Origin of the sequence: Mucilaginibacter sp., assembly GCF_041663085.1 — a bacterium.
In the GTDB taxonomy this organism is placed as follows: Bacteria; Bacteroidota; Bacteroidia; order Sphingobacteriales; family Sphingobacteriaceae; genus Mucilaginibacter.
This window is the reverse complement of the sequence record NZ_JBAZRC010000002.1, coordinates 84,152-104,468: the sequence shown is the minus strand read 5'-3', so window position 1 is coordinate 104,468 and position 20,317 is coordinate 84,152. Positions and strand designations below refer to the sequence as shown.

The 20,317-nt window shown below is 40.9% G+C and carries 19 protein-coding genes and 1 pseudogene; 15 read left to right on the top strand and 5 right to left on the bottom strand.

Features of this window, described 5'->3' with window-relative positions:
* Positions 1-37: 37 nt before the first annotated feature.
* The 3 genes and pseudogenes from WC615_RS01530 to WC615_RS01520 form a co-directional block, all read left to right on the top strand.
* Positions 38-2,731 (top strand): hypothetical protein, encoded by a 2,694-nt coding sequence (locus tag WC615_RS01530; protein ID WP_372976384.1) that lies wholly within the window; start codon positions 38-40, stop codon positions 2,729-2,731.
* Positions 2,710-5,073, top strand: coding sequence for a hypothetical protein (locus WC615_RS01525; protein ID WP_372976383.1), 2,364 nt, complete (start codon positions 2,710-2,712; stop codon positions 5,071-5,073). Before WC615_RS01530 ends, WC615_RS01525 begins: the two co-directional genes overlap by 22 nt.
* Positions 5,074-5,580: 507 nt before the next feature.
* A pseudogene (locus tag WC615_RS01520) lies at positions 5,581-5,652 on the top strand (SHOCT domain-containing protein); the annotation flags it as partial.
* Between the two features lie 396 nt (positions 5,653-6,048).
* Here WC615_RS01520 and WC615_RS01515 read toward each other — a convergent pair.
* Positions 6,049-7,182, bottom strand: coding sequence for a hypothetical protein (locus WC615_RS01515; protein WP_372976382.1), 1,134 nt, complete (start codon positions 7,180-7,182; stop codon positions 6,049-6,051).
* 217 nt (positions 7,183-7,399) lie between these two features.
* On the opposite strand from WC615_RS01515, the gene WC615_RS01510 reads away from it, so the two are divergent.
* Both WC615_RS01510 and WC615_RS01505 read left to right on the top strand, forming a co-directional pair.
* The gene (locus WC615_RS01510) at positions 7,400-7,582 is read left to right on the top strand and encodes a hypothetical protein (RefSeq protein ID WP_372976381.1); all 183 of its coding nucleotides are present in this window, start codon (positions 7,400-7,402) and stop codon (positions 7,580-7,582) included.
* Entirely contained in the window at positions 7,579-7,848 is a 270-nt protein-coding gene (locus WC615_RS01505; protein ID WP_372976380.1) for a hypothetical protein, read from the top strand. The genes WC615_RS01510 and WC615_RS01505 overlap by 4 nt, the downstream gene beginning before the upstream one ends.
* Before the next feature lie 655 nt (positions 7,849-8,503).
* Here WC615_RS01505 and WC615_RS01500 read toward each other — a convergent pair.
* From WC615_RS01500 to WC615_RS01490, 3 genes are all read right to left on the bottom strand, one after another.
* Positions 8,504-10,177 (bottom strand): beta/gamma crystallin-related protein, encoded by a 1,674-nt coding sequence (locus tag WC615_RS01500; RefSeq protein ID WP_372976379.1) that lies wholly within the window; start codon positions 10,175-10,177, stop codon positions 8,504-8,506.
* A 717-nt stretch (positions 10,178-10,894) separates the two neighbouring features.
* Positions 10,895-11,308: a hypothetical protein gene (locus tag WC615_RS01495; protein WP_372976378.1), complete on the bottom strand. Its 414-nt coding sequence runs from the start codon at positions 11,306-11,308 to the stop codon at positions 10,895-10,897.
* 443 nt (positions 11,309-11,751) lie between these two features.
* The gene (locus WC615_RS01490) at positions 11,752-12,057 is read right to left on the bottom strand and encodes a helix-turn-helix transcriptional regulator (protein ID WP_372976377.1); all 306 of its coding nucleotides are present in this window, start codon (positions 12,055-12,057) and stop codon (positions 11,752-11,754) included.
* A gap of 321 nt (positions 12,058-12,378) precedes the next feature.
* Here WC615_RS01490 and WC615_RS01485 point away from each other — a divergent pair, with 321 nt between their 5' ends.
* The 9 genes from WC615_RS01485 to WC615_RS01445 all read left to right on the top strand — a co-directional run bounded on the left by WC615_RS01485 (position 12,379) and on the right by WC615_RS01445 (position 18,591).
* The gene (locus WC615_RS01485; RefSeq protein WP_372976376.1) at positions 12,379-12,630 is read left to right on the top strand and encodes a hypothetical protein; all 252 of its coding nucleotides are present in this window, start codon (positions 12,379-12,381) and stop codon (positions 12,628-12,630) included.
* 144 nt (positions 12,631-12,774) lie between these two features.
* Positions 12,775-13,098, top strand: coding sequence for a hypothetical protein (locus tag WC615_RS01480; RefSeq protein WP_372976375.1), 324 nt, complete (start codon positions 12,775-12,777; stop codon positions 13,096-13,098).
* A gap of 34 nt (positions 13,099-13,132) precedes the next feature.
* The gene (locus WC615_RS01475) at positions 13,133-14,458 is read left to right on the top strand and encodes a TlpA family protein disulfide reductase (RefSeq protein ID WP_372976374.1); all 1,326 of its coding nucleotides are present in this window, start codon (positions 13,133-13,135) and stop codon (positions 14,456-14,458) included.
* A gap of 20 nt (positions 14,459-14,478) precedes the next feature.
* Positions 14,479-14,847 carry a carboxypeptidase-like regulatory domain-containing protein gene (locus WC615_RS01470; RefSeq protein WP_372976373.1) on the top strand — a complete coding sequence of 123 codons (369 nt, stop codon included), beginning with the start codon at positions 14,479-14,481 and terminating at the stop codon, positions 14,845-14,847.
* Between the two features lie 16 nt (positions 14,848-14,863).
* The gene (locus tag WC615_RS01465; protein ID WP_372976372.1) at positions 14,864-15,127 is read left to right on the top strand and encodes a hypothetical protein; all 264 of its coding nucleotides are present in this window, start codon (positions 14,864-14,866) and stop codon (positions 15,125-15,127) included.
* Positions 15,128-15,404: 277 nt separating this feature from the next.
* Positions 15,405-16,334: a heme-binding domain-containing protein gene (locus WC615_RS01460; RefSeq protein WP_372976371.1), complete on the top strand. Its 930-nt coding sequence runs from the start codon at positions 15,405-15,407 to the stop codon at positions 16,332-16,334.
* 1 nt (position 16,335) lies between these two features.
* Positions 16,336-16,806: a hypothetical protein gene (locus WC615_RS01455; protein ID WP_372976370.1), complete on the top strand. Its 471-nt coding sequence runs from the start codon at positions 16,336-16,338 to the stop codon at positions 16,804-16,806.
* Entirely contained in the window at positions 16,803-17,846 is a 1,044-nt protein-coding gene (locus tag WC615_RS01450) for a sensor histidine kinase (RefSeq protein ID WP_372976369.1), read from the top strand. The genes WC615_RS01455 and WC615_RS01450 overlap by 4 nt, the downstream gene beginning before the upstream one ends.
* On the top strand, positions 17,827-18,591 hold the full coding sequence (locus WC615_RS01445) for a LytR/AlgR family response regulator transcription factor (RefSeq protein WP_372976368.1): 765 nt from the start codon (positions 17,827-17,829) through the stop codon (positions 18,589-18,591). The genes WC615_RS01450 and WC615_RS01445 overlap by 20 nt, the downstream gene beginning before the upstream one ends.
* A 162-nt stretch (positions 18,592-18,753) precedes the next feature.
* On the opposite strand, the gene WC615_RS01440 is transcribed toward WC615_RS01445, so the two are convergent.
* The gene (locus WC615_RS01440) at positions 18,754-19,650 is read right to left on the bottom strand and encodes a LysR substrate-binding domain-containing protein (protein WP_372976367.1); all 897 of its coding nucleotides are present in this window, start codon (positions 19,648-19,650) and stop codon (positions 18,754-18,756) included.
* Between the two features lie 110 nt (positions 19,651-19,760).
* On the opposite strand from WC615_RS01440, the gene WC615_RS01435 reads away from it, so the two are divergent.
* A complete protein-coding gene (locus tag WC615_RS01435) occupies positions 19,761-20,312 on the top strand; it encodes a hypothetical protein (protein WP_372976366.1) in 552 nt (183 codons plus the stop codon).
* The last annotated feature ends 5 nt before the right edge of the window (positions 20,313-20,317 follow it).

The following is a 20,317-nucleotide window of genomic DNA, read 5'->3' as shown; positions in this document are numbered from 1 at the left end:
TATTGTAATACGAAAATATCATACATAAAATACCCACATGGCCCATATTACATTCGATTTACAAAATAGTTCAAACCCTCGATCTTTTTCAGAAGATAATTTGGTTCATCAATATGAATTTAAAAAGATTTCTAATTACATAGATGAGCAACTAATCTTAGCTGACACCGATAATAATGCAGCAGTACGTATGCATGAGACCATATCCGTTCTGGGCTCCCGGGGAAGCGGTAAGACGTCTTTTCTTGAAAGTTTGATGTCAAAATATCAAACTAGTATTAAAGCTGAAGTTCTGCCGATGATAGATCCAACACTGATTGAGGAAAAAGGGCACGTATTTTTGGATATCATATCACGCATTGATCAAAAGGTTGAAGAGAAATTGTTCAAAAAAAATAATGGATTTACTTTTGATAGCGATAACGAAAAAGAGGGATGGGACGCATTAATGAGAAAACTTGCGGACGGGCTTCCAATGTTGGACGGACTTGGTGGTACAATGACAGAACAATCATGGCAAGATGCCGAATACATTATGGATAGTGGGAAAAGATCTGTAATGGCTGCCATAAATTTGGAAAAGAACTTTCATCTGCTAATTACGGAAGCATTAACGATCTTAGAACGCAATGCGTTTATCATAGTATTCGATGACATTGATATAGATTTTCTCAAAGGCTGGCGCGTATTAGAAACGATTCGCAAATATTTTACAACTCCCAAGATCATTACGATAATTAGCGGTGATCTTAAACTGTTCTCCTTAGAAATCAGAAAACAGCAATGGAAAAACTTTGGTAAGGCTTTGTTAAAAAATGAGGGGGAGGCTTTAGATAAGATTGCTGATTTTAATGATATTGTAACAGTGATGGAGGGGCAATATATGCAGAAGGTTATGAAATCGGAACGACGAATTCACCTAATGAGTTTGGCCGAAAAGCTTAAGCAGGAGGGAGAAGGATATTTTCGATTAATACCTAATAAAACTCTTTCTAAACAATCTATTACTCTTGAGCAATATTATACTGACATTTTAAAACGCTATGGCGTAAATAATGCGTTCCAAGCTGATACTTACATCACCTTTATTCTGGGTCTGCCGCTTAGAACACAGATACAGTTTATGCGTCTCTATCAAGCTTTTGACTCAGTTGTCAATCCGTATCCGGTTAATATATTAGACCCTTTCTTGAACGATCTCTATGAGTTAAGAGTAGATACGACGCTGGTTTCTAGTACGCCTAAATTGCTGAGTGTCGTTATTTTGAAATTGTTGTTAAGTAAAAGGGTTTTAAACGAAGCCTACCAGTTGCAACCAACTACCACGGACACAAGTCTCAATAGTTCTTTAACGGCGCTTGCTTTTTCTTTTGCTGATGCTTCCAGGAAATCTCGAGGGTTGTTTTTCGATTATTTTATCAAAATAGGTTATGTCCGTAACTTGCACGGTACATTTGGATATTTAGAAGATAATTTAAATTCAATTCAGTCTGATACATCTCCTTCCATTGAAGGCTTGATAAAATATGCAGGACTTCAACAGGACCGCGTCTTAAGGGATGTAGTCGGTGATATAACTGCTTACTTCAGGGGCTATTTAGATATGGATCGAGATAATAGGCAACCTTGGGGCGGTACAATTATATTACCGGGGCTGGCAACCAACGCAAAACAGCAAAGAAACGAAATTGAAGACCGTATCGATTTTGTTTTTAGAGATAGCTCCGCGGATGAACAAACGTTGGCTTTTATACCTTTGTCGATAAATAGATATTCTACAAAAAATACCACTGTTTTAAGCTATTCCATATTTGGGCTTTTAGGCACAATTGGGGAATTGCTCAAGGAAAGCATTTTTATACCAGTCGCCCTTTCAGAGCTATCCCAAATAAGATCTTATACAATGCCGGATTTCATTAAGAGAATAATTGTTGAAGGGGAAGTAGGTAACACAGTCAACTTAGATTTTCGAACTTTTGAACATGACTCGGTTTTTGATGATTTGCCTTGGAGCGTAATAAAATGGAAAGAAGAATTCGAAAATGTCGACTTGGTATTTGCACCATATTTGATCGGGAAAATTGTTACACGTTTTTTTTACGCTTTAGCTAACACGCAGAATTTTGGAAATTATGCAAGTTTAGGACAAATGTTTCATGATCAGATTGTTACTTTTATGAACGCCGTGCTCATAGAAGAATCGAGGGAAATAGTTGGCATTAACATCAAATTAAATCTTAACAATACCAACTTTAGTGACCAGGTTTTTGTTGACAACTTAAATGCCGCAAATCGAATCGGCCCACAAAAATTTCCTGTTGCACAATGGTTATTTACATGTCCGTTATTAACCGCTTATTTAAAACCAAATTTATTAGAATCTATTTCGCTATTCAACGGGCGTTTATATAGTGCAAAAACGCATATTAACATTTTTGATCAATTATGTAATGTCTCTACTTGGGGTAATACGGTTAAAAATGAGAATTTACAGCCGATGCCAACGGGAAGAGATTTTGCGGGTAAATATCGGGCGTTAAGCAAACGCAAACTGCCGTTCAATTGGTTTACATTCGATACATCAATGTCGTCTGCCACTAAAAATAAAAATATCAGAATTAATGCAAAAGATATTTTTGGTGAGGATAATTTATCGTCGGCTTACCTGCGGGACTTTAGAAAATATTTGAAAAAACTTAATATTAATTCATGGTCGCAGAAAATATCTTAAAGCACCTGCTTTGCGACGATGAATCATTAATGGCATATTTTCGGTCTGGTGATCTTTCTATAGATGATTTAAGACGCAGGATGTTTTTGAAACAAAGAGATGAAGATCGATCCATACCTGACCACCATTATCGCCTGCAGGAAGAATTAACTTTTAAGAGCATTAATTCTATAAGAGATGTTCTTTCAATAGGTATATTGAGATTAGCCGAGGAGCATCTTGAAGTGACAAATGGTACAATCAAGGTGAAGATTGATAAGCAAAATCAATGGCAGGATTTAATCACCTATATGCCGCCATTGATCTTGCAAATGGTTTTGTTACAAAAAAAACATCCCTTAAATTTTTCAGTAAAAGATGATTTAGAAAAGTATTATTCTGATCATATTTTAGACAATGTTAGGCATACGGCTTTGTGTGAACCCGATATAACACCCTTTTCTGATTTCTTAAAGAAAGAAAATGGTTTCGATGATCTTCATATACATTTAAACGGAACTACAGAAACTGATATCGTCTGGCAAGGCTTTCTTACTGCGCCTAAAAAGATTCATGATGAACTATTAAAGGTTTATAATGTCCCCGGGGTTCGAGAGCAATTTGAGCAGGAGTCTCACTTTCTGACGCCTAATAAGTTTTTTAGACTTTTAAATATCGCCAGAAAGATTAGAGCAGAATTATGTTTTAATCTAATTTCAAAAAGAAAACTTAATAGGAAGAACCAAATACATTTTATTACAGGACTGATTCGATCTGTCAATATAGAGGGTGGTAGTTACCGACATCCTTTAGGTAAAATACTTAACCCATCAACATTAATTGAAAGTCAATACCCGGTCGCAGAGGAAGGACTGTTGTACGTTATGCTCTTTGAAGATATGGCGAATAATCAGGACGCTTTTCGTGATAAGTTATTCCATTTCTATCTATTGATTTTAGGTCTTGCGAACCGGTTGCTTGTCCAGCAAAAACATCAGTTTGGATTTGAACAGTTTCAGAAACATACTTTAAACAGTCTGCGAGAAACGAGCGAATTACGTTTCGAAAATCGTTTATTTCAACTTCATGGTAATAAATCGAGAAATCTGCATTTTTTGGAAGGGAGATTTTCGCCGAAGAATTCAGAAGGGAAGACAATAGAATTCCTTACAGCATTCACTGCGGATCTGAAAAAGTTTGAAAAGGAATGTAGCAGGCTAGGGGCTGTAATCCCAGAAGTTCGACTAGTCGCCCATTTTATCAAACGTAAGGACTTAAATTCTGACAGATATGTCAGGCACAAAGAGTTACGAAAGGAAGTTTGGTTGAAAGCTAAGGTGCTTGGTTATCTGAAGAAAAAAGATTCAAAGCTCGTGAGAAGAATTGTTGGAATTGATGCTGCGGCGAGTGAATTTGATGCGTCTCCGGAAGTATTCGCGCCTGCGTTCCGAATGCTACGCAGACAAGAATTCAAGCATTTTACTTTTCATGCAGGAGAGGACTTTCATCATTTAGTTAGTGGTCTCCGCTCTATATTTGAAGCGATTGAATTTAACGACTTACGAGAAGGGGACCGGATCGGACATGCTACCGCAACAGGTCTTTCTCCAATGGTTTGGTTAAACGCAATTGGTTCAACTTTACTTATCAGGCAAGGAGAGTGGTTGGATAATCTTTTATTTTGCAGGTATCTTATATTAAGAAGCCACATCGATGATCCCGCAGATTATTTAACCCAACTTGACATCGATATTCAACGTTTATCCGCTAAACTCGGTATAGCTTTTCCAGCCGAAGATTTACAAAATGCATGGCTAGCCAGAAGGTACTGTCCGATTCTTTTGAAAGAGCGTTCCATTAGGGATGCTATAAACCTCATAACATTTGATAAAACGGAATGGAATGACCTTGCATTGGTTAGACAAAATAATAACGTTGTAACTATTCTGGAACATTATCATAACCAATCGAACCGTGAGGCATATGATACAATCACTACGGTTGAAAATATAGGTTTATTTGATGCTGAAAATTTGCAAAGATTACAGCGCGCCGTATTGAAAATAATGAAAGATAAAAATATCATCATTGAAACATTGCCGTCAAGCAACATACGGATAGGACACCACCGAGATTTTAGTACCTATCAACTTTGGAACTGGAATAAATGGGCTGCAGAAGATGGAAACGTTCCTCTGATAGTTTTGGGTACGGACGATCCGGGCATCTTTGCAACAAATATTTATAACGAATATGCAAGCCTGTATTGCTATTTGACAACTCAAAAAAAACAACTTCCTGCTGAAGCCATGCAGACAATCGTTACTCTACACAAAAACGGACGGAAACATCGATTTGGGTAATTTAATTTCAGTTATAAGATTCTAACATCACTCAGGTAATGAACTGCTATTCATTAGCATCGCCACTCAGTTATTTGCTTCGCCCTGGACCTTCCCATGATCAAGGGTGACACTCTCTATACCAATAGCGGCTTTACAATAGTTAAAGACCAATCCTTAAAGATCGGTGAGTGCACGATGACCGACGGCGATTTCAAATACATCGGGATCAATTCAGCCCCCCCTGTTCAACAACTATTCTTTAACCGGCTATCAGGGGCTTGCCAACCAGGCCAACGCCTTGCCCAGGTCAAAGTCCAGTTTTTAATGAAAATCGTAAAACTCCAGAAAAGGGGAAAAGGAAAAAACGGTTTTGCTTACTACATCCTTCTGTCAGCTTTCCCCAGATACGGAATTGACGTAGAAACGCCATCAAGTTTGGCGAAATTGCCGTGTCCGACGAGTTCAAATCCAACTCGAAACAACCAATCAAACACTTAGCGCAGCAGACAAAATAAAAAGGTCAAAGCGCTCCTTGCTGCCGGAGCCATCACACAGGAAGATTACGATGCTAAGAAAAAGAAATTGTTAGGGCTGTAACCTAAAATCAACCATATCCAATAAATAGGGTAAACGCCATGTCAAAAAAGATTAATCTACTAAACATAGTGAAGTAATTCACAACCGGGTTTCCCGGCCAGCGGTGTTGATCATACCAAAATATAGCTTGCTTTACATCATCTATGATAATGTTCAGTTATCCATTATTGGCTTAATATAGGTGATTAATTTCAGAACTAAGCGTCCATAGGTTGTCAGCTTGGGAGTCAGAAGTAATTAATGAGCCACAATGTTTGTAAGTTAGTGAATTGCTTTTAAGAGTCAGAAGAGCGCATTCTACTGCCTATGGTCATCGTGATAACTACGCCGAAACGTTCGTCTACCTATTAAATATTGCGCGGCTGAGGTCTCGTTGGGAAAGGGGGTATCATGCGCTTATTTGACATCGTCGACAGCTTGAGCTTTCTTTTTATTTTTGTGAAATGTGCTAATACGACCGCTCGGCTCTATATGCAAAGTATAATAGTCTCCTTGGAAATATATTGACTGATCGCCGTACTTACTGTACCTTTTATTAGGATTATTAGCGAAATATTCCTGTAGTTCGGAATTAATCTCTTTAATAACATTCTCCATTACAGTCGTGATATCGTCGATCGCCCATTGAAAATTATCTTTATGTTCAAAATGCTTGTTGATTTTCATTTCAGCGGCGTGACGCATATAAATGTGTAAAAATCCGTCGATGTCCAAATATACCGGCACTGTACCTGAAGCGTTAAATTTGCGCTCATGAAATTGGCTGACTTTTAACAAAAGGTCCACGGCCTGGTCGATATTGTTTTTCACTAATTTTTGAAGACTGCTGCCGGCTTCTTGAAGATACTTATCAAGTATAAATCTATCATTTGCTTCTTTTTCTTTTAAAAGAACCGCCAGACGCTTTACCTCGTCATCAGTAATTTCTTCACGTTGTAGTTTTATCTTTAGATATTCCCATTCTACTCCTGCGTACATCAAATCATCGTCTTTATAAATCTCTAAGCGTTCCGCTTCCGTTAAATCCGCTTTATCAAAGTAAATTTTTAAGGCTAGGTAAAGATTTCGATCCTTTGGCGGCAAACCAACGTTTTCCTTGACGAGCTTCTTTTTGAATCCATATACCCAATCGCAGTCTCTGCCTTTTCCCTGAATTTTCATTGGGATTTCAAGTTTTTTAATAGAACGGAGTTCCTTAGAATGAAAAGTGTTATCCGGTTTTCCTTTAAAATAACTGATGCTTGAGATGTCATTTGAATCAATGCCAGTTTCACGTAACTCTTGAACAAGTTCAGGGTTAAGTTCCCATAGTAAGTATTCAGCTTTTATGAAGCCCGGTGTTTGGGATTTTTCCTTAACGAGCTTATCCATTGCTTCTCGCTCCTTTTGTGTATAAAGAAAGGTTACTGTAAGATCGGATCCGAATTTCTCAAATGACCCGGTTCCTGGTATAAACTGAAGTTGTGCGGTCTTATCGTCCCGCCCAACAATTTCATAGATTTCTTCAATAGAATATTTTTTTATTTCCATAGGAATTGCAATTTGCTTAGCGGGTAAATACAACTATATTAGGGTTGACCCAAGATACGTTATATGTATCGTATCTAATTACTATGATGTGATTGTGTTTAGCTTGAGTATCGTAAATCCATTTCAATGCTTACTTAATTATCTGTTAAACACCGTTCGAAATGATTTCAGGTTTCCTAGTTGAAGTGCCGAAACACTGTATCTTGCATTACCAACTATGAACGAAGAAGAATTTGACCAATTATCGCTGCCGAAGGATTCGGCAAATGAAAACCTGGAAACGCAATCCCGCCAAAAGTTAGCGGCCCTGTTTTCTATCCAGCTTTTTGAGTTAAGGGACGAACTACAGCACGATAAAGGTGTTGACTTATTTGTCGAATTGAAGCGCCTTGGCCTTTGAAAAAAGATATCCAAAACACTGTAGCCAAAAATTCTGATTTAGATATAGTGCTAAAAGCGTATACATACAATCCAACAGACGTTCTTTCAGCTATTCTTAACCGTTCGCCTACCAATTCTGAAATTCTGAATTTTCAATCAAATGCACAAAGTTTCATTCGTGAGATAAGTTCGAAAGAACAATTAAGTAGTGGAGCAAACAAATTACTTATCGAAGTAAGTAAAAAGCTAGTGAAACTTCCGATCGCCGTCAAAAGCATAGACTGAACATTTCATATTCTTAAACGTCATTTCACCTACATAGATGTCAATGCAATTTCATGTAGAAAAATTTCGCGGATGTGAGGGGGCTTTGCTTCCGAGACTGGCTCGAACCACTTACAATACGTCGGCTATTTGCTTTAGTTTATTAAGAAACAGGTTCGAAAAAAGTCCTGTTGGGTTCACGTCATGAGCGAACCCTATTGGACTTTTTTCGAACCAGTTTCTGGAGGGTTTAAAAGGTATTTCCAATTGAATTTATGAGGTTCGAGTCCAGTCTGGACTCGAACTACTCATACAAAATCAACGATCCCGTGTCAAAAGAACGTGTTATTACATATCGCTGCAAATCCAACTCGTTTTTCGAAACAACATACCAATGAAATAGGTATTAAGCTTTGGGTTGATGGTTGTCATAAGAGAAGAAAAGCAAGGGCTTAAAACCATTACTTGGTCTTACCATGACCTCGGGCTAAGTCGTCCCTTGCTTTTTGGCTAACGACAATATATCTTATATCGCTATTAGGTCTTACCTTATCAACTTTCTAAGCTTAATGCTGTCAACATGGAGAAAACAGCGATAGAGATTAACAGTTTGCCCAGAATATAGATTTATTGATATATTTAAACGTGAGAATTTAAGTTTAATTGCTTTTATCTATTAATTGGATTCTACACGTATAGAAGATACTATATCATTGAAACCCTCTAAATATGGGCAATCGTCAGTTAACGTCCTACTTTTTCCTTGATAGTTTGCGTCCTCGTACAATGTTACTTTAACGCCTTTAGGCACTCTTACAGAGCTTAGGTTGTCGTTGCCTACTGGTGAGAGGTGATTATCGTTCCAGTTTCCTTCAGTCAAATACATTGATGTGCCCTTATAATCCCTGTCTGAATAAAAAAATGCTACGCGCTTGACAATAATGGATGAGGTAAGGTCGTTAAAATCAAACATATATGGCTCGTCAGAAATATAAGTGTGTGATTTACCTTTTAATAAGTCATCCGCATATAATGTGACACAGAATCCGTAAGGAACCCTTATTGAACTTATCGTGTCATTTCCAACTACAGATAAATCATTTAAATAGTTAAGCTTCCTTTTCAACTCCTGATAACGACCTAGAAAGTTGAAGTCTTCATATACAACTGGATAGAGTAAAGGGCCGACTTCGTAATCAATCTCGACATACTCATATTGACCCAACACCGCAACTATTTTTGCCTTTTTGTCAGTTGTGATCATGGCTGCGTGCCCATTGTAGCCGTTCAGCGTAGCTATGCCATTAGCGTCTGTCTTAATATGAAATAGACTACTAGGCTTCTTTTCTGTAGTGAAGTAGACAGATGGATGATCAATGTTGTCGTATGGGTCAAAGATTATTTCGACGTCTGGAATCGGCCGGTCAATCAAGTCTACCAATTTTACCTGAATGGCATCAAGTAAGGCGACCTGTGTTGTGCCATCTTGCACAATACGACTGACATACTGTTTATCTCCCAATAAAACGGTAAATTTATGGTGCTTTATGCGGTTATATACCTCTATAGCGAACTCCCCATCCTTTTGGTCTATGTCAACCCCACCGGTAACTGCAATACCGTCCTTCATAATTCCACCAGGAAGATTGTAGCACATGATTGAGACGATGTCGGGCTGGGCGGTTGCACGTAATCCTGCTGGATCCAGTGCCGTCAAGATATTCGACCGGGTTGTTTTTTCGTCCCAATTGTTCGGGGGAGCTGCATAATAAGCGATAGCCTTTGCAGGATCAATCTTGTTTATTATTTCTGCACGCTGGTGCTCATGTTGAAAACCAAGTGTATGGCCAGCCTCATGCCTGACTACGCGTCGAAATTCGGCTTCGGAAGTATTCATAGTGAATCCCCCAAGGTTCATAGTCGGTAGCGTCTTATCAATTAATAAAATATCAGTGCCAACATATGACCAGTAATCAGGAGGTCCGTCAAGATTTATCCTCACCTGGGGTTCGTCATTGCTCTCGGAAAACAATATGTTAGCGTACACGCTCCATGCGTTTAGATGATCGAGAATACGAGCCTTTAGATCAGCTGCAGGATTATTTAAAAACCTCACTCGCAAATGAACACCATTTGAACCCCAATATTTTGATGTCGACATTACTAAAAACGAATGAGGCGGTGTAGCGTTTGGAAATGCTTGCTTTAGACGGTGCGGTGAGGCTGCATTAGCCGGGTTAATCTTTACCGCCAAAGCGGCAGCTTCAGCCCAAAGTTCTTGCGGAAGCGTCTTAACGTGACATAGCAGCGGCGACGTTTCTGGGGACGTATCGGTGGCTGGAAGTTGCATGTTTAAATGTTTAGTTTGCAATATAATATTATTCCAACTAAAAATAACTGTTTCCTGCCAGAAAATTAGCAATGGCTTGTTGAATCTTAATAGTAATTCACATCTAACTTAATAGCCTATGGTCTGCTATCAATACGAGCATTTACGCCATAAATGCCTTTAGTTTATTTTATGCCGGTCATCTGTAATATTAATAGATGTAAGATCTTCCAGGGAAATCTTGTACTTACGTGTAAGTGCCGGACGCTTTCAACTATGAGGTTCTCGATAGTTTTGCGAACCCACTTGGATTCGAACCACAATTATATTGTCGCAAAATTTGCAAGTCCGTCATCAAACGGTTTGACTTCAGTCCTACTGGGGCTACCGATCTGGCTAGCCCGATCAGGACTCGAACCAAATTCATTTAAGAATTCAAAACTACTTTGGTCTATCGAACGTCGAATCTCATTGGGTAATGCCCAACAACGAATTATCCCTGTTTCTTTTGCTTCTTTTCTTTACAAAGAAATGAAGTTTTAGCCAGACGATATGCAAACGAAGCGCCCACATTCCGATATTATGTTAAGCAGTAGCAAAGCTTATCAAGCCTAGCCAATCAATTAATATATTCGATATATAGACAATTACAGTGAATTAAGAAGCAGCTAATAGCCGTAAGTCGTCCAAAAAGGGTTTCGACAAGTTTCCCCTACGGACTGAATCATCCTTAAGGTATTAATCATTTTTATCACCATTCTTTACAGAGGAATAATTAAAATTAATATTTCCGATTATTTCCTCAGATCTTTCATACCAATTTATGAGTTCATAAATATTAATTTTCCCAGCTTTGTAGGTCAAATATTTAGCATTTAAAAGCCTCCAAGCATTTCTGTATTTATTTTTATTGTTAACCATGTCAAATGCAGTTAGTAATGCAATTGAAATTGAGGAAAGAAAGGATGATAGTTTAAATAGCCATTGTGGTATATTATTATCAAAGCCTAAAAAGACAGACACAAATAGGCCTCCTGCAACGGCCGATATACCTAAAACACAAATCCCAAAATGGGTTAGCTTTGAAAGCCAGTCCCATTTTTTTATATAATGAACTATTTTTTCTTCAACTTCTTTTTGTGATGATTCCATGGTTGTAAAGGTGAGGTATTAAATCTACTTAATACATTTATATGATACAAGCACAGGGCGTTTTTTAAACACGTTAGCCCAGAGGGGAATCGAACCCCTACTTAAATGGTAGCAAAGTTCCCTAGGTCATCTAAGAAATGGTTCGAAAAAATCCTATAGGGTTCGCTTTAATTGTGTCCCCCATGTGATTCGAACCACAATTATATGGCAGCCAAAATTTGCAGATCCTGCAGAAAAACGATTTGAGTTTAGTCCGATTGGGGCTACCAAAATTGGTAATATAAGATTACGTGGTAGCCTGAGCAGGACTCGAATCATTTAAGATTTTCCAGTGGTAAAAACTGTTAGTTCTGAGATAAAATGATTCGAAAAACGTCCATAGGGTTCTATCAACTAGGTGATTAATATGGCATCCGACCATAGTTAAATAAAAAAAAAGTCATTTATAGATGGTCTTTTTGTTTTTTTGAACTATTTAGATTGACTTTCTCTTTGTTCGCTTCAAATGTGTCCGGCACTTCGACGTTTAGATTAAGTATTTTTTCTGTTGTAGTATCAAGGTGAGGGGCCAGTTTTAGAATGGTCGAAAATAAAAAGTCTTCGGAGTAATTTTCAATTCTACTAATTTTTGATCGCTCTACATCACTTCTATTAGCTAAAGCCTGTTGAGACAGGTTTTTAGAAATTCTAAGTGTGTAAAGATTGAATGCAACTTTCCGATAATTTTCTCTTTGCGACTCGTCAATCATATTTCCGAGAAAAATCAAAAAATATATTGAATATCGTTGTGTCAGTATTGACACAACGATATATTGTTCTTAACTTAGTGTTTGATATAGCTAAATGCTGTAGATTTGCGATACTTCGAAAATACTGAAGCATTGCACTTAAAATCTTCTGTCACTGGAACCTAGGAAATTCTAAAGAGAACAGGAGAATAAGTGGAGTGCTCACGCCATAGGCGTGGGCCTGGCTTATTCGTTCTCATGGCTTCCTAGGGCCACAGTGACGAATTGTCGGGTTCCACGCCTTATTTTTTTGCGTTACCCGGCTCACTAACTTATTAGAATATGGAAGCCGTGCTGAATAATACCTTTCCTGAAAAAAGCTCTTCAACAAACGTTAAGGTTGCTGAAGAATTGCACGCGTTCTCCACCTTCGATATAGATGCTATCAATTACTCAGTCGCTTTCATCCATTCCGCAGGAGTTTTGCAAGCAGACAGGAGCGGGGCTACTGATTTGCATGTTGACAGAATTGGCTGCGCTCATTCCCACTCCCTCCAGAACCCCATCAAAAACATCATCCAACGCCCCACATAAATAACGCCAAACGGCAGCCCACCAGTTAATAGTTATGCTCAAGGCTGCCGTTTGTCTTTTCTGACAAATCCCTCTTTACCAATTATTCCCTAAGTTTTCATCAACCGGCCATCAAGCCGGAGTGACCACTATTGCCTTTATTTTATGAATGCTACCGTTATAGACCTCAAGGATTTTACCATCCGGACACCCGAACAAGTGATCCGCGTCTTCTTCAAACTATACGATGCCGGCAAGATCAAAACCCAGCTCTGGCAACACTTCGGCAACTGGGCCTCAGCCCGCGCCAAAGAAACAGCCATCCCGGACGAACAGCAAGCGCAGGTCGCCTTACTCTTCGACCAGCTCATCGCATTAACAGAAGCACTCGAAAACTTAAAGAACGGAAACACACAAGCCATCAGCTGCGTCGTCTGCGGCAATAAAAGGAAAAACAAAAAAGGGGAGGAGCCCGAAAGACAAGCATAACAACCGTTTAATCATTCACCGCTAAATACCCAATATGAAGCCATTTTACAGCTTCCTGGCCGCGCTTTGCCTTTTTCTAAACGCAAACGCACAGGAAAATATCACCAACAACGGCATCCGGATCGGCCAGACCGTACCCGACATACTCATCACGAACGTATCCGGGTTACAACTCAAAAACAAACCCGTCCGTTCCTTCCGTTTTTCCCAGCTCAAAGGCAAATTCATCATCCTCGACTTCTGGGCCACCTGGTGCGCCCCATGCCGCAAAATGGCACCCGTACTCGACAGCCTCCAAAAACAGTTCGGAGACCAGGTCCTGTTTATACAGGTCGCCTACGAAAGCGCCACCACCGTAGCGCCCGTACAAGCCGCCATGCAGCGCATAAAGCCCTACCAGCTGCCGTCCGTAACCAGCGACGTCGTACTCAACCAACTTTTTCCCCACCGCAGCCTCCCGCATTTCGTCTGGATCGACCGCGATGGCGTAGTCAAAGCCATCACCGAAGAAAAAGAAGTAAACGCCCGGAATATCCAAAAAATGCTTTCCGGAGAAAACACCACCATGTTAACCAAACGCGATTCCGTCAGCCCGTATAGCCCCGCGCAGCCCCTGCTCATTGCCGGTAACGGCGGTGACGGTACCGGTTTTGTTTACCATTCCCTGCTCACCCGTTACAAACCCGGCCTCAACTCCGGTACCTCCATATCCCCGTATGATGAAACCAGCGGGCAGCGCTTTACCGCCCGCAACGTGCCCTTTCCCTGGCTCTGCAGGCTCGCTTACAGCGAGAAGGGCCGTGCATTTCCGCCGTCCAGGACCCTGATACTCACCCGCGACACCCCAAAGATGGATACCGGGCTCAGCGGGCAGGCCTTTAACAGCTGGCTCGCCTCCGGTAATGGCTGGTGTTACGAACTTGCATTGCCACCACAGCTCGCCACCTCCGCCTGGTCCATGATGCAGGCCGACCTGGCCCGCCTTTTCCCCCAGTACCAGGCAGACGTCGAAAAGCGCAGGATGCGCTGCCTCGCCCTGGTGCGTACCGGCACCGATGACAAACTCCGGTCGAGGGGCGGTGAGCACCAGGTCGCGATCAGCCCTTTCAAGGCCGTACTGCGAAATGCGCACCTCTCGCAGCTCATGATGCGGCTTGAACGCCAATACCTGCAGAATTCCCCATTGCCCGTAGTCGATGCCACCCACTATACCGGCAGGGTAGACCTGTCCATCGACGCCAGGCTGGATAACGTGCAGGACCTCAACCGCGCGCTCGCCCCGTACGGCCTGGCCTTTAAAGAACAGGAAGAAGCCGCGGAGGTGCTCGTTATCCGCGACGCAAAGGTCAACACTAAATAACCAAACCCTAAAACAATAGCATGAAACCGTATTACCTGATCCTATTTATCCTTCCGGGCCTTTTACAAGGCCCGCGGGCAATCGCACAGTCCCTCGCCGGCACCGTTCGCCATGCGGCAGATAAACGCCCCGTAGCCGGCGCCAGTATCACCCTCGCGGGCACGGCTTACGGCACCCTCAGCCGTGCTGACGGCCATTACCGGCTCAACGCCCCGGCAGGCGACTATACCCTCCGTGTATCCTTCGTTGGCATGCAGACTGCTGAACAGACCATCCGGCTGCCCCTGCGCGATACCCTGCTCACCGAATTATCGCCATCCGGTCACACCCTTTCCGAGGTCACCATTTCCACCGATCAGAGAGGAGATCGATTTTGTCGAGACGCATGAAAAGGAGAATCCTTATTTGAAGCTTCGCCTGAATATGTATGTCAATCGGATCGCTTTCTTTTTTAAGTTACTGCACGAGCAAAAGGTATTTGGCGATACGAGCTTTAAAGAATTGTCACAGCAAATATCCAGCACCTGTTTGTCGGCCGATGGTGAAGAAATATTGGCGTCGACCATCATTTCTAAGGCATACCCGAAGGATCAGAAGATGCTGGAGGAAATGGAAGGCTTATTAGTGAGGATGCTGGAATATGTGCGGAGTTTTATAAGGAGACAATGAGTTGTGGAGAGCTAATTGTTAAGCCCAATATAGCCACATTTTAATGCTTTGTTTAGGATCGATGAGACCTGCTCATCAGTAAGCGGTGGCCCTAAATATCCATGCCGGCCCTATAGGCTACTTCTGTTAAGGCTTGTTAACAAAATCAGTTTTAAAAATATACAAATTATTGTTCAACTGCTCAATGGCCGATCTCAGCAACCAATTTGCCGCTTACAGGGCTTTTAGATTGCCAGACCGAGATTTGTTGAATTTATTTGTACCAGAAATCATAATCATGAAAAAGTATTTTCTTCCGGCTGTATCGATCATCGTCGTTTTATTGGTCAGTCTTCAATTTTTCCGTCCACGACTTGACAACCCACCAGTCACACAGGACTTTCAGGCTCCAAAGGATGTTAAAAATATTTTAGTGAGAGCTTGTTATGACTGCCATTCCAATGAAACTAACCTGCGATGGTATGATCAGGTACAACCGGTTTACTGGCAGGTTGCAGCCCATGTTCGTGACGGCAGAAAGGGACTCAACTTTTCCAATTGGGATAAGCTGGCACCTGTGGATCGCAAAGCAAAACTTTGGGAGGCTGTCAATCAGATCGAGCAGGGAGCCATGCCGGTTAAAAGTTATCAGGTCGTTCATACTAATGCCAGGGTTTCTACACAGGATCTGGTTATCCTTAAAAAATACCTGACCAGCATGATACACGATCTGCCGGGGGACACCGCCAAAATAAACGCGTTTGAACATCAGCGAAAAGCTGTAGTATCTGTCGATCGTCAAAAACTACCCCAAACGTTAAACGACATCACCTACATTCCTGATTACAAAAACTGGCAGGTCATCAGCACATCGGACCGTTTTGATAACGGCACTATGCGCGTGATATATGGAAATGAGATCGCGGTCAATGCTGTCAAAACTCATCATAACAATCCCTGGCCCAACGGAACTATTTTTGCAAAAGCTGCGTGGGATAAACTGGAGGATAAAAACGGAAATGTAACGACCGGGGCTTTTAAACAGGTTGAATACATGATCAAAAACGCTGAAAAATACCGATCAACGAACGGCTGGGGTTTTGCCCGGTTCAAAACACCAAAATTATCCCCCTATGGCAAAACAGCGATGTTTACGACAGAATGTATTAACTGTCATAAGCCCATGAAAGACAATGATTATGTATTTACCTTTCCAATCAAGAATTAAAATGAAATCAGTATTCTATATCATCGCAGCAGGCTCATTATTTATGGCCGGCTGCAAAGGAGCCACGGATCCAGATCGTCTCATTAACAGCAAAGCCTCGCTTCCTTCAACTTTCAGGCTGTCAGAACTGCATCAAAAGGTAATTACTTCCCTGATAAATAAAAAGGCGGGCACCATGAGCATCCTCTACGGGGATGAGCATTTTAAAAACGCTACGCAGGAATCAAATTTAAATGTGCCGGGTAATTCCTTTACATTAGTGACATGGGAACAGCAGGATGACGCCCATTGGTTTGGCGCACGAATACCAGGTGAGTTGGTTTCCGCAGAAACGGTCAATATAGGAAATCATACTAACTTTGTAACTTATCAAAAGTTTACGGGCAAAAACCTCCTGTTATCAGCAGATACTACGGGACAAAATGAACGCATACATTTTATATTGACACAAAAGCCATCCATCATTCCATGATTTTTGAAAAATACATACATAAAGAAACTGCCAGGGTTTTCCAGGTATCACAAAAAGTGATCTGGGCATCTGCTGTCTTTATGGGTATTTTGGCCTCTATTCCAAAAATATTACAGCTGAAGATCAGTTTTGCTGAAGTTGTCATCGACTGTTTTATAGCGTTTATTTATTCGCTGTTTGTCTGGTTTTACAACTTATATACATTGCCAAAATTCTTCAACAAGGCGTTAACGACCAGGTTTTTTGGGCTCAGGCTGATCAAAAGCCTTTCATTGGGCATATTTGTTATGGGAATATTGGTAGTTTGCGGTCAACTTTTCTTTAACGATAAGCTTATTGGTACCATGGTAATGATGTACCAGTTCCGGGGCATCCTGATCAATTTGACTATTTATATGTTTTTGTATTTGCTTTTTCAGAGTTACGCTAATCAGGTCATCGGCATGGATCTCGAACGGACAAAAGCGGATTACTTAAGCGCAAAATACGAGGTATTAAAACAGCAGGTCAATCCGCATTTTCTATTTAACAGCCTGAACACCTTGAAGTCAATGGTCGATTTCGGTGATGCAAGTGCGGCTGATTTTATTGTTAAATTGTCTGACTTTTACCGCTATACACTGGAAAGCAGGCAACAGGATTCGGTATTGATGCAGAAGGAACTCGAAAATCTGAATGCTTATTATTTCCTGGTCAGGTCGCGGTTTGAAGAAGGCATTGATCTCCAAATCCAGCTTTCGCCGGAGCATCTAAGCGCAATTACGCCCCCATTTACATTGCAGCTTTTGGTGGAAAACGCGATCAAGCATAATATTGTCTCCCTTGATCAGCCTTTAAATATTTCGATCTATTCGGATGGAAAATATATTAAAGTTAAAAATAATGTACAGCTAAAAAATCATCCTGAACCATCGAACATGATCGGTCTGGAAAATATCAGCCAGCGATATTTGCACCTGATGGGACAGCAGATTATTATCGAATCAAATCACCAATTTTTCACCGTAGCGCTTCCGGCCAATGCAGATATTAGTAATTGAAGATGAATTAAAAACTGCCAGGGCGCTAATCAAAATGATCTCCCAGATCCGTCCGGATAGTCGTGTAGACGGCCCCCTGCAGAAAGTATCAACATCAGTAGAGTACCTGTCGGCTCATCCCGCACCCGACCTGATCTTTATGGACATCCAGCTGGCTGACGGCATATCCTTTGAAATATTTCAAAAGGTTAAAGTAGACTCACCGGTTATTTTTTGTACCGCATATGACGAATACGCCCTCGATGCTTTTAAGGCCAACGGGATCGATTATATCTTAAAACCGTTTACTGAAGATGCTTTCAGAAGGGCCTTCGATAAAATGGACCGTTTCATAGGGCAAAGAACCGGTGACATTTCTCCTGCGCTGATCGCTCAAATTCTAAAACTTCAACATCAGGACACCGGTAAATCAAGCTTCCTGGTTTACAAGCACGGGAAATATTTAAACATACCTACAGATGACATCGCTTATTTTTTTGTCCATAACGAACAAATAACAATAGTGACCTTCGATAACGAAACATTTCATATCAATCAGTCTTTGGAGCAAATAACCGCTCAACTGTCCCCGTTAAATTTCTTTAAATTAAACAGGCAGTACCTGATCAGCTTTAAAGCGATTAAAGAGGTGGAGCAATACTTTGCCCGAAAGCTTTTGGTCAAATTGGTTATACCTTCGGACGAGAAATTACTAGTTGGAAAAGATAAGGCTACTTCATTTCTGGCCTGGCTGGACAATCGATAGTATGCAATTATTGAATGCGTTATCGGTATTCTAATGACGCATTATTGTTTGATGGTGGTCCGTTATAATACCACCTTAGTAAGAAAAACCTGTTGATGTAAGTACAACATGCTCTTCATTTCGAATATTAGGAGTTGTAATACAATTAATCTCATTATGGCGCTAAGATGCTAACATATGGTAATCCTTCGCATGGCCCGCTAATAACTCAGCCATTATCGTCGCTGATCTCTTGCAATAGTTGCCTGTAGGCCAGGTTATAGTGGCTAGCCGGGTCATGCCATCTCCAGTAATTTTCACTGCTTTTAAATCAGGATGATTGAATATTGAGGAGCCCATCAGAACAGTTGCCCACTGGCCGCTATCAACTAATTGCAGAAGCATATTGATATCATTAATCTCCATTTGAATAATAGGTTCTAAGTTGTGGCGTGACAGTAATAGATTTAGATAATTGCGGATGCTAAATCCCCCCGATGGTAATATCAGTGGCAACTTATCTAATTGTTTAATGCCGATCTGTTTTTTTGCCGCCAATGGATGACTGGAGTGCACAATCAACGCAAGGCAGGAAGAAAACAGACGCTGGGTTTTATAGCTGCCGCTTTTTTCTTCTTGTGAGAAGGAAAGCATCAAATCTATACGGCTTTGATCCAGTTTTTCCAGTAATTCCTGAGTTGTACCAAATACGATATCCAGGTGGATTTTTGGGCATTTTTGCGAAAAGTCAATGATGGCTTTAGTAAGTAAGGCAGTTAGCCCATAGGTTACACCAATAGTTAGTGTCCCGGTATTAAGGTTCATCAGATCCTTCAACATGTCTTTCCCGTCGCTGGCGTCCTTAACGGTTTTAATGGCATAAGGCAGAAATGTTTTTCCTGCCTCTGTTAACCGTACCCGCTTTGCAATCCGGTCGAATAACGGTATCCCCAATTCGTCTTCCAGTTGTTTGATCTGTTGGGATAGCGTGCTTTGCGTGATATATAATACCCCGGAAGCCTCCGTGAAATTTTGCAGTTCGGCTGCCTTGATGAAATAATTAAGTTGGCGAAGTTCCATTTTTAAATATAGCAACATGATCGGTATTGCCGATCAACTATATCGAAAATAAGAGTTTAGACGATTAGTGATTAAGTAGGACCTTTGATATATCAAACAAAAACAATATTATGGAAATCCTACAAAACTCTGATAACGCGCTTTCTCACTCAATTGTTAAAGCAATTATTAATGCTCCAATTGAAAAAGTAAACATTGCTGACTGGCTGTTCAACCTGCCCGATGAAGAATATCAAAGATGTTCTACCGCTCATATCGCTGCCGGCTTTACCCGTACTTTAGATGGGGAACCTATGTCGATCAATGTGGAAACTATTGGTGGCGCGCTGATTATCCAGCATTATGTGGCTACAGAATATCGGGCAGATTATTGCCGGATGTTATCGGTGTCTGATGCTATCTCAGCAAATGGCCGCAGTAAAGTTCAGGTATTATGGGAACTAAAGGCCACAAAATTAGATGATAATACCTGCGAATATACCAATGAAATTCATGCAACCGCCACGCCGAAATTCTTTGAGTTTATAAAAATGCACAATATTACATTAGCACAAGCGGCTCATGACCGGCAGGTTGCATCCGATGCTCATAATCATGAGGAGACACCGCTGTTTGCAAAAAGTATAGAAAAAAAAGCCCTTACCGGTAACTACGGAATTTAATTAGC

What these genes read in the sequence shown, in the direction of transcription:
- WC615_RS01495 (WP_372976378.1), bottom strand. Translation starts at nt 11,308, where the DNA reads ATGGAATCATCACAAAAAGAAGTTGAAGAAAAAATAGTTCATTATATA.
- WC615_RS01500 (WP_372976379.1), bottom strand. Translation starts at nt 10,177, where the DNA reads ATGCAACTTCCAGCCACCGATACGTCCCCAGAAACGTCGCCGCTGCTA.
- WC615_RS01435 (WP_372976366.1), top strand. Translation starts at nt 19,761, where the DNA reads ATGGAAATCCTACAAAACTCTGATAACGCGCTTTCTCACTCAATTGTT.
- WC615_RS01460 (WP_372976371.1), top strand. Translation starts at nt 15,405, where the DNA reads ATGAAAAAGTATTTTCTTCCGGCTGTATCGATCATCGTCGTTTTATTG.
- WC615_RS01445 (WP_372976368.1), top strand. Translation starts at nt 17,827, where the DNA reads ATGCAGATATTAGTAATTGAAGATGAATTAAAAACTGCCAGGGCGCTA.
- WC615_RS01455 (WP_372976370.1), top strand. Translation starts at nt 16,336, where the DNA reads ATGAAATCAGTATTCTATATCATCGCAGCAGGCTCATTATTTATGGCC.
- WC615_RS01450 (WP_372976369.1), top strand. Translation starts at nt 16,803, where the DNA reads ATGATTTTTGAAAAATACATACATAAAGAAACTGCCAGGGTTTTCCAG.
- WC615_RS01530 (WP_372976384.1), top strand. Translation starts at nt 38, where the DNA reads ATGGCCCATATTACATTCGATTTACAAAATAGTTCAAACCCTCGATCT.
- WC615_RS01515 (WP_372976382.1), bottom strand. Translation starts at nt 7,182, where the DNA reads ATGGAAATAAAAAAATATTCTATTGAAGAAATCTATGAAATTGTTGGG.
- WC615_RS01510 (WP_372976381.1), top strand. Translation starts at nt 7,400, where the DNA reads ATGAACGAAGAAGAATTTGACCAATTATCGCTGCCGAAGGATTCGGCA.
- WC615_RS01480 (WP_372976375.1), top strand. Translation starts at nt 12,775, where the DNA reads ATGAATGCTACCGTTATAGACCTCAAGGATTTTACCATCCGGACACCC.
- WC615_RS01485 (WP_372976376.1), top strand. Translation starts at nt 12,379, where the DNA reads ATGGAAGCCGTGCTGAATAATACCTTTCCTGAAAAAAGCTCTTCAACA.
- WC615_RS01490 (WP_372976377.1), bottom strand. Translation starts at nt 12,057, where the DNA reads ATGATTGACGAGTCGCAAAGAGAAAATTATCGGAAAGTTGCATTCAAT.
- WC615_RS01440 (WP_372976367.1), bottom strand. Translation starts at nt 19,650, where the DNA reads ATGGAACTTCGCCAACTTAATTATTTCATCAAGGCAGCCGAACTGCAA.
- WC615_RS01525 (WP_372976383.1), top strand. Translation starts at nt 2,710, where the DNA reads ATGGTCGCAGAAAATATCTTAAAGCACCTGCTTTGCGACGATGAATCA.
- WC615_RS01470 (WP_372976373.1), top strand. Translation starts at nt 14,479, where the DNA reads ATGAAACCGTATTACCTGATCCTATTTATCCTTCCGGGCCTTTTACAA.
- WC615_RS01475 (WP_372976374.1), top strand. Translation starts at nt 13,133, where the DNA reads ATGAAGCCATTTTACAGCTTCCTGGCCGCGCTTTGCCTTTTTCTAAAC.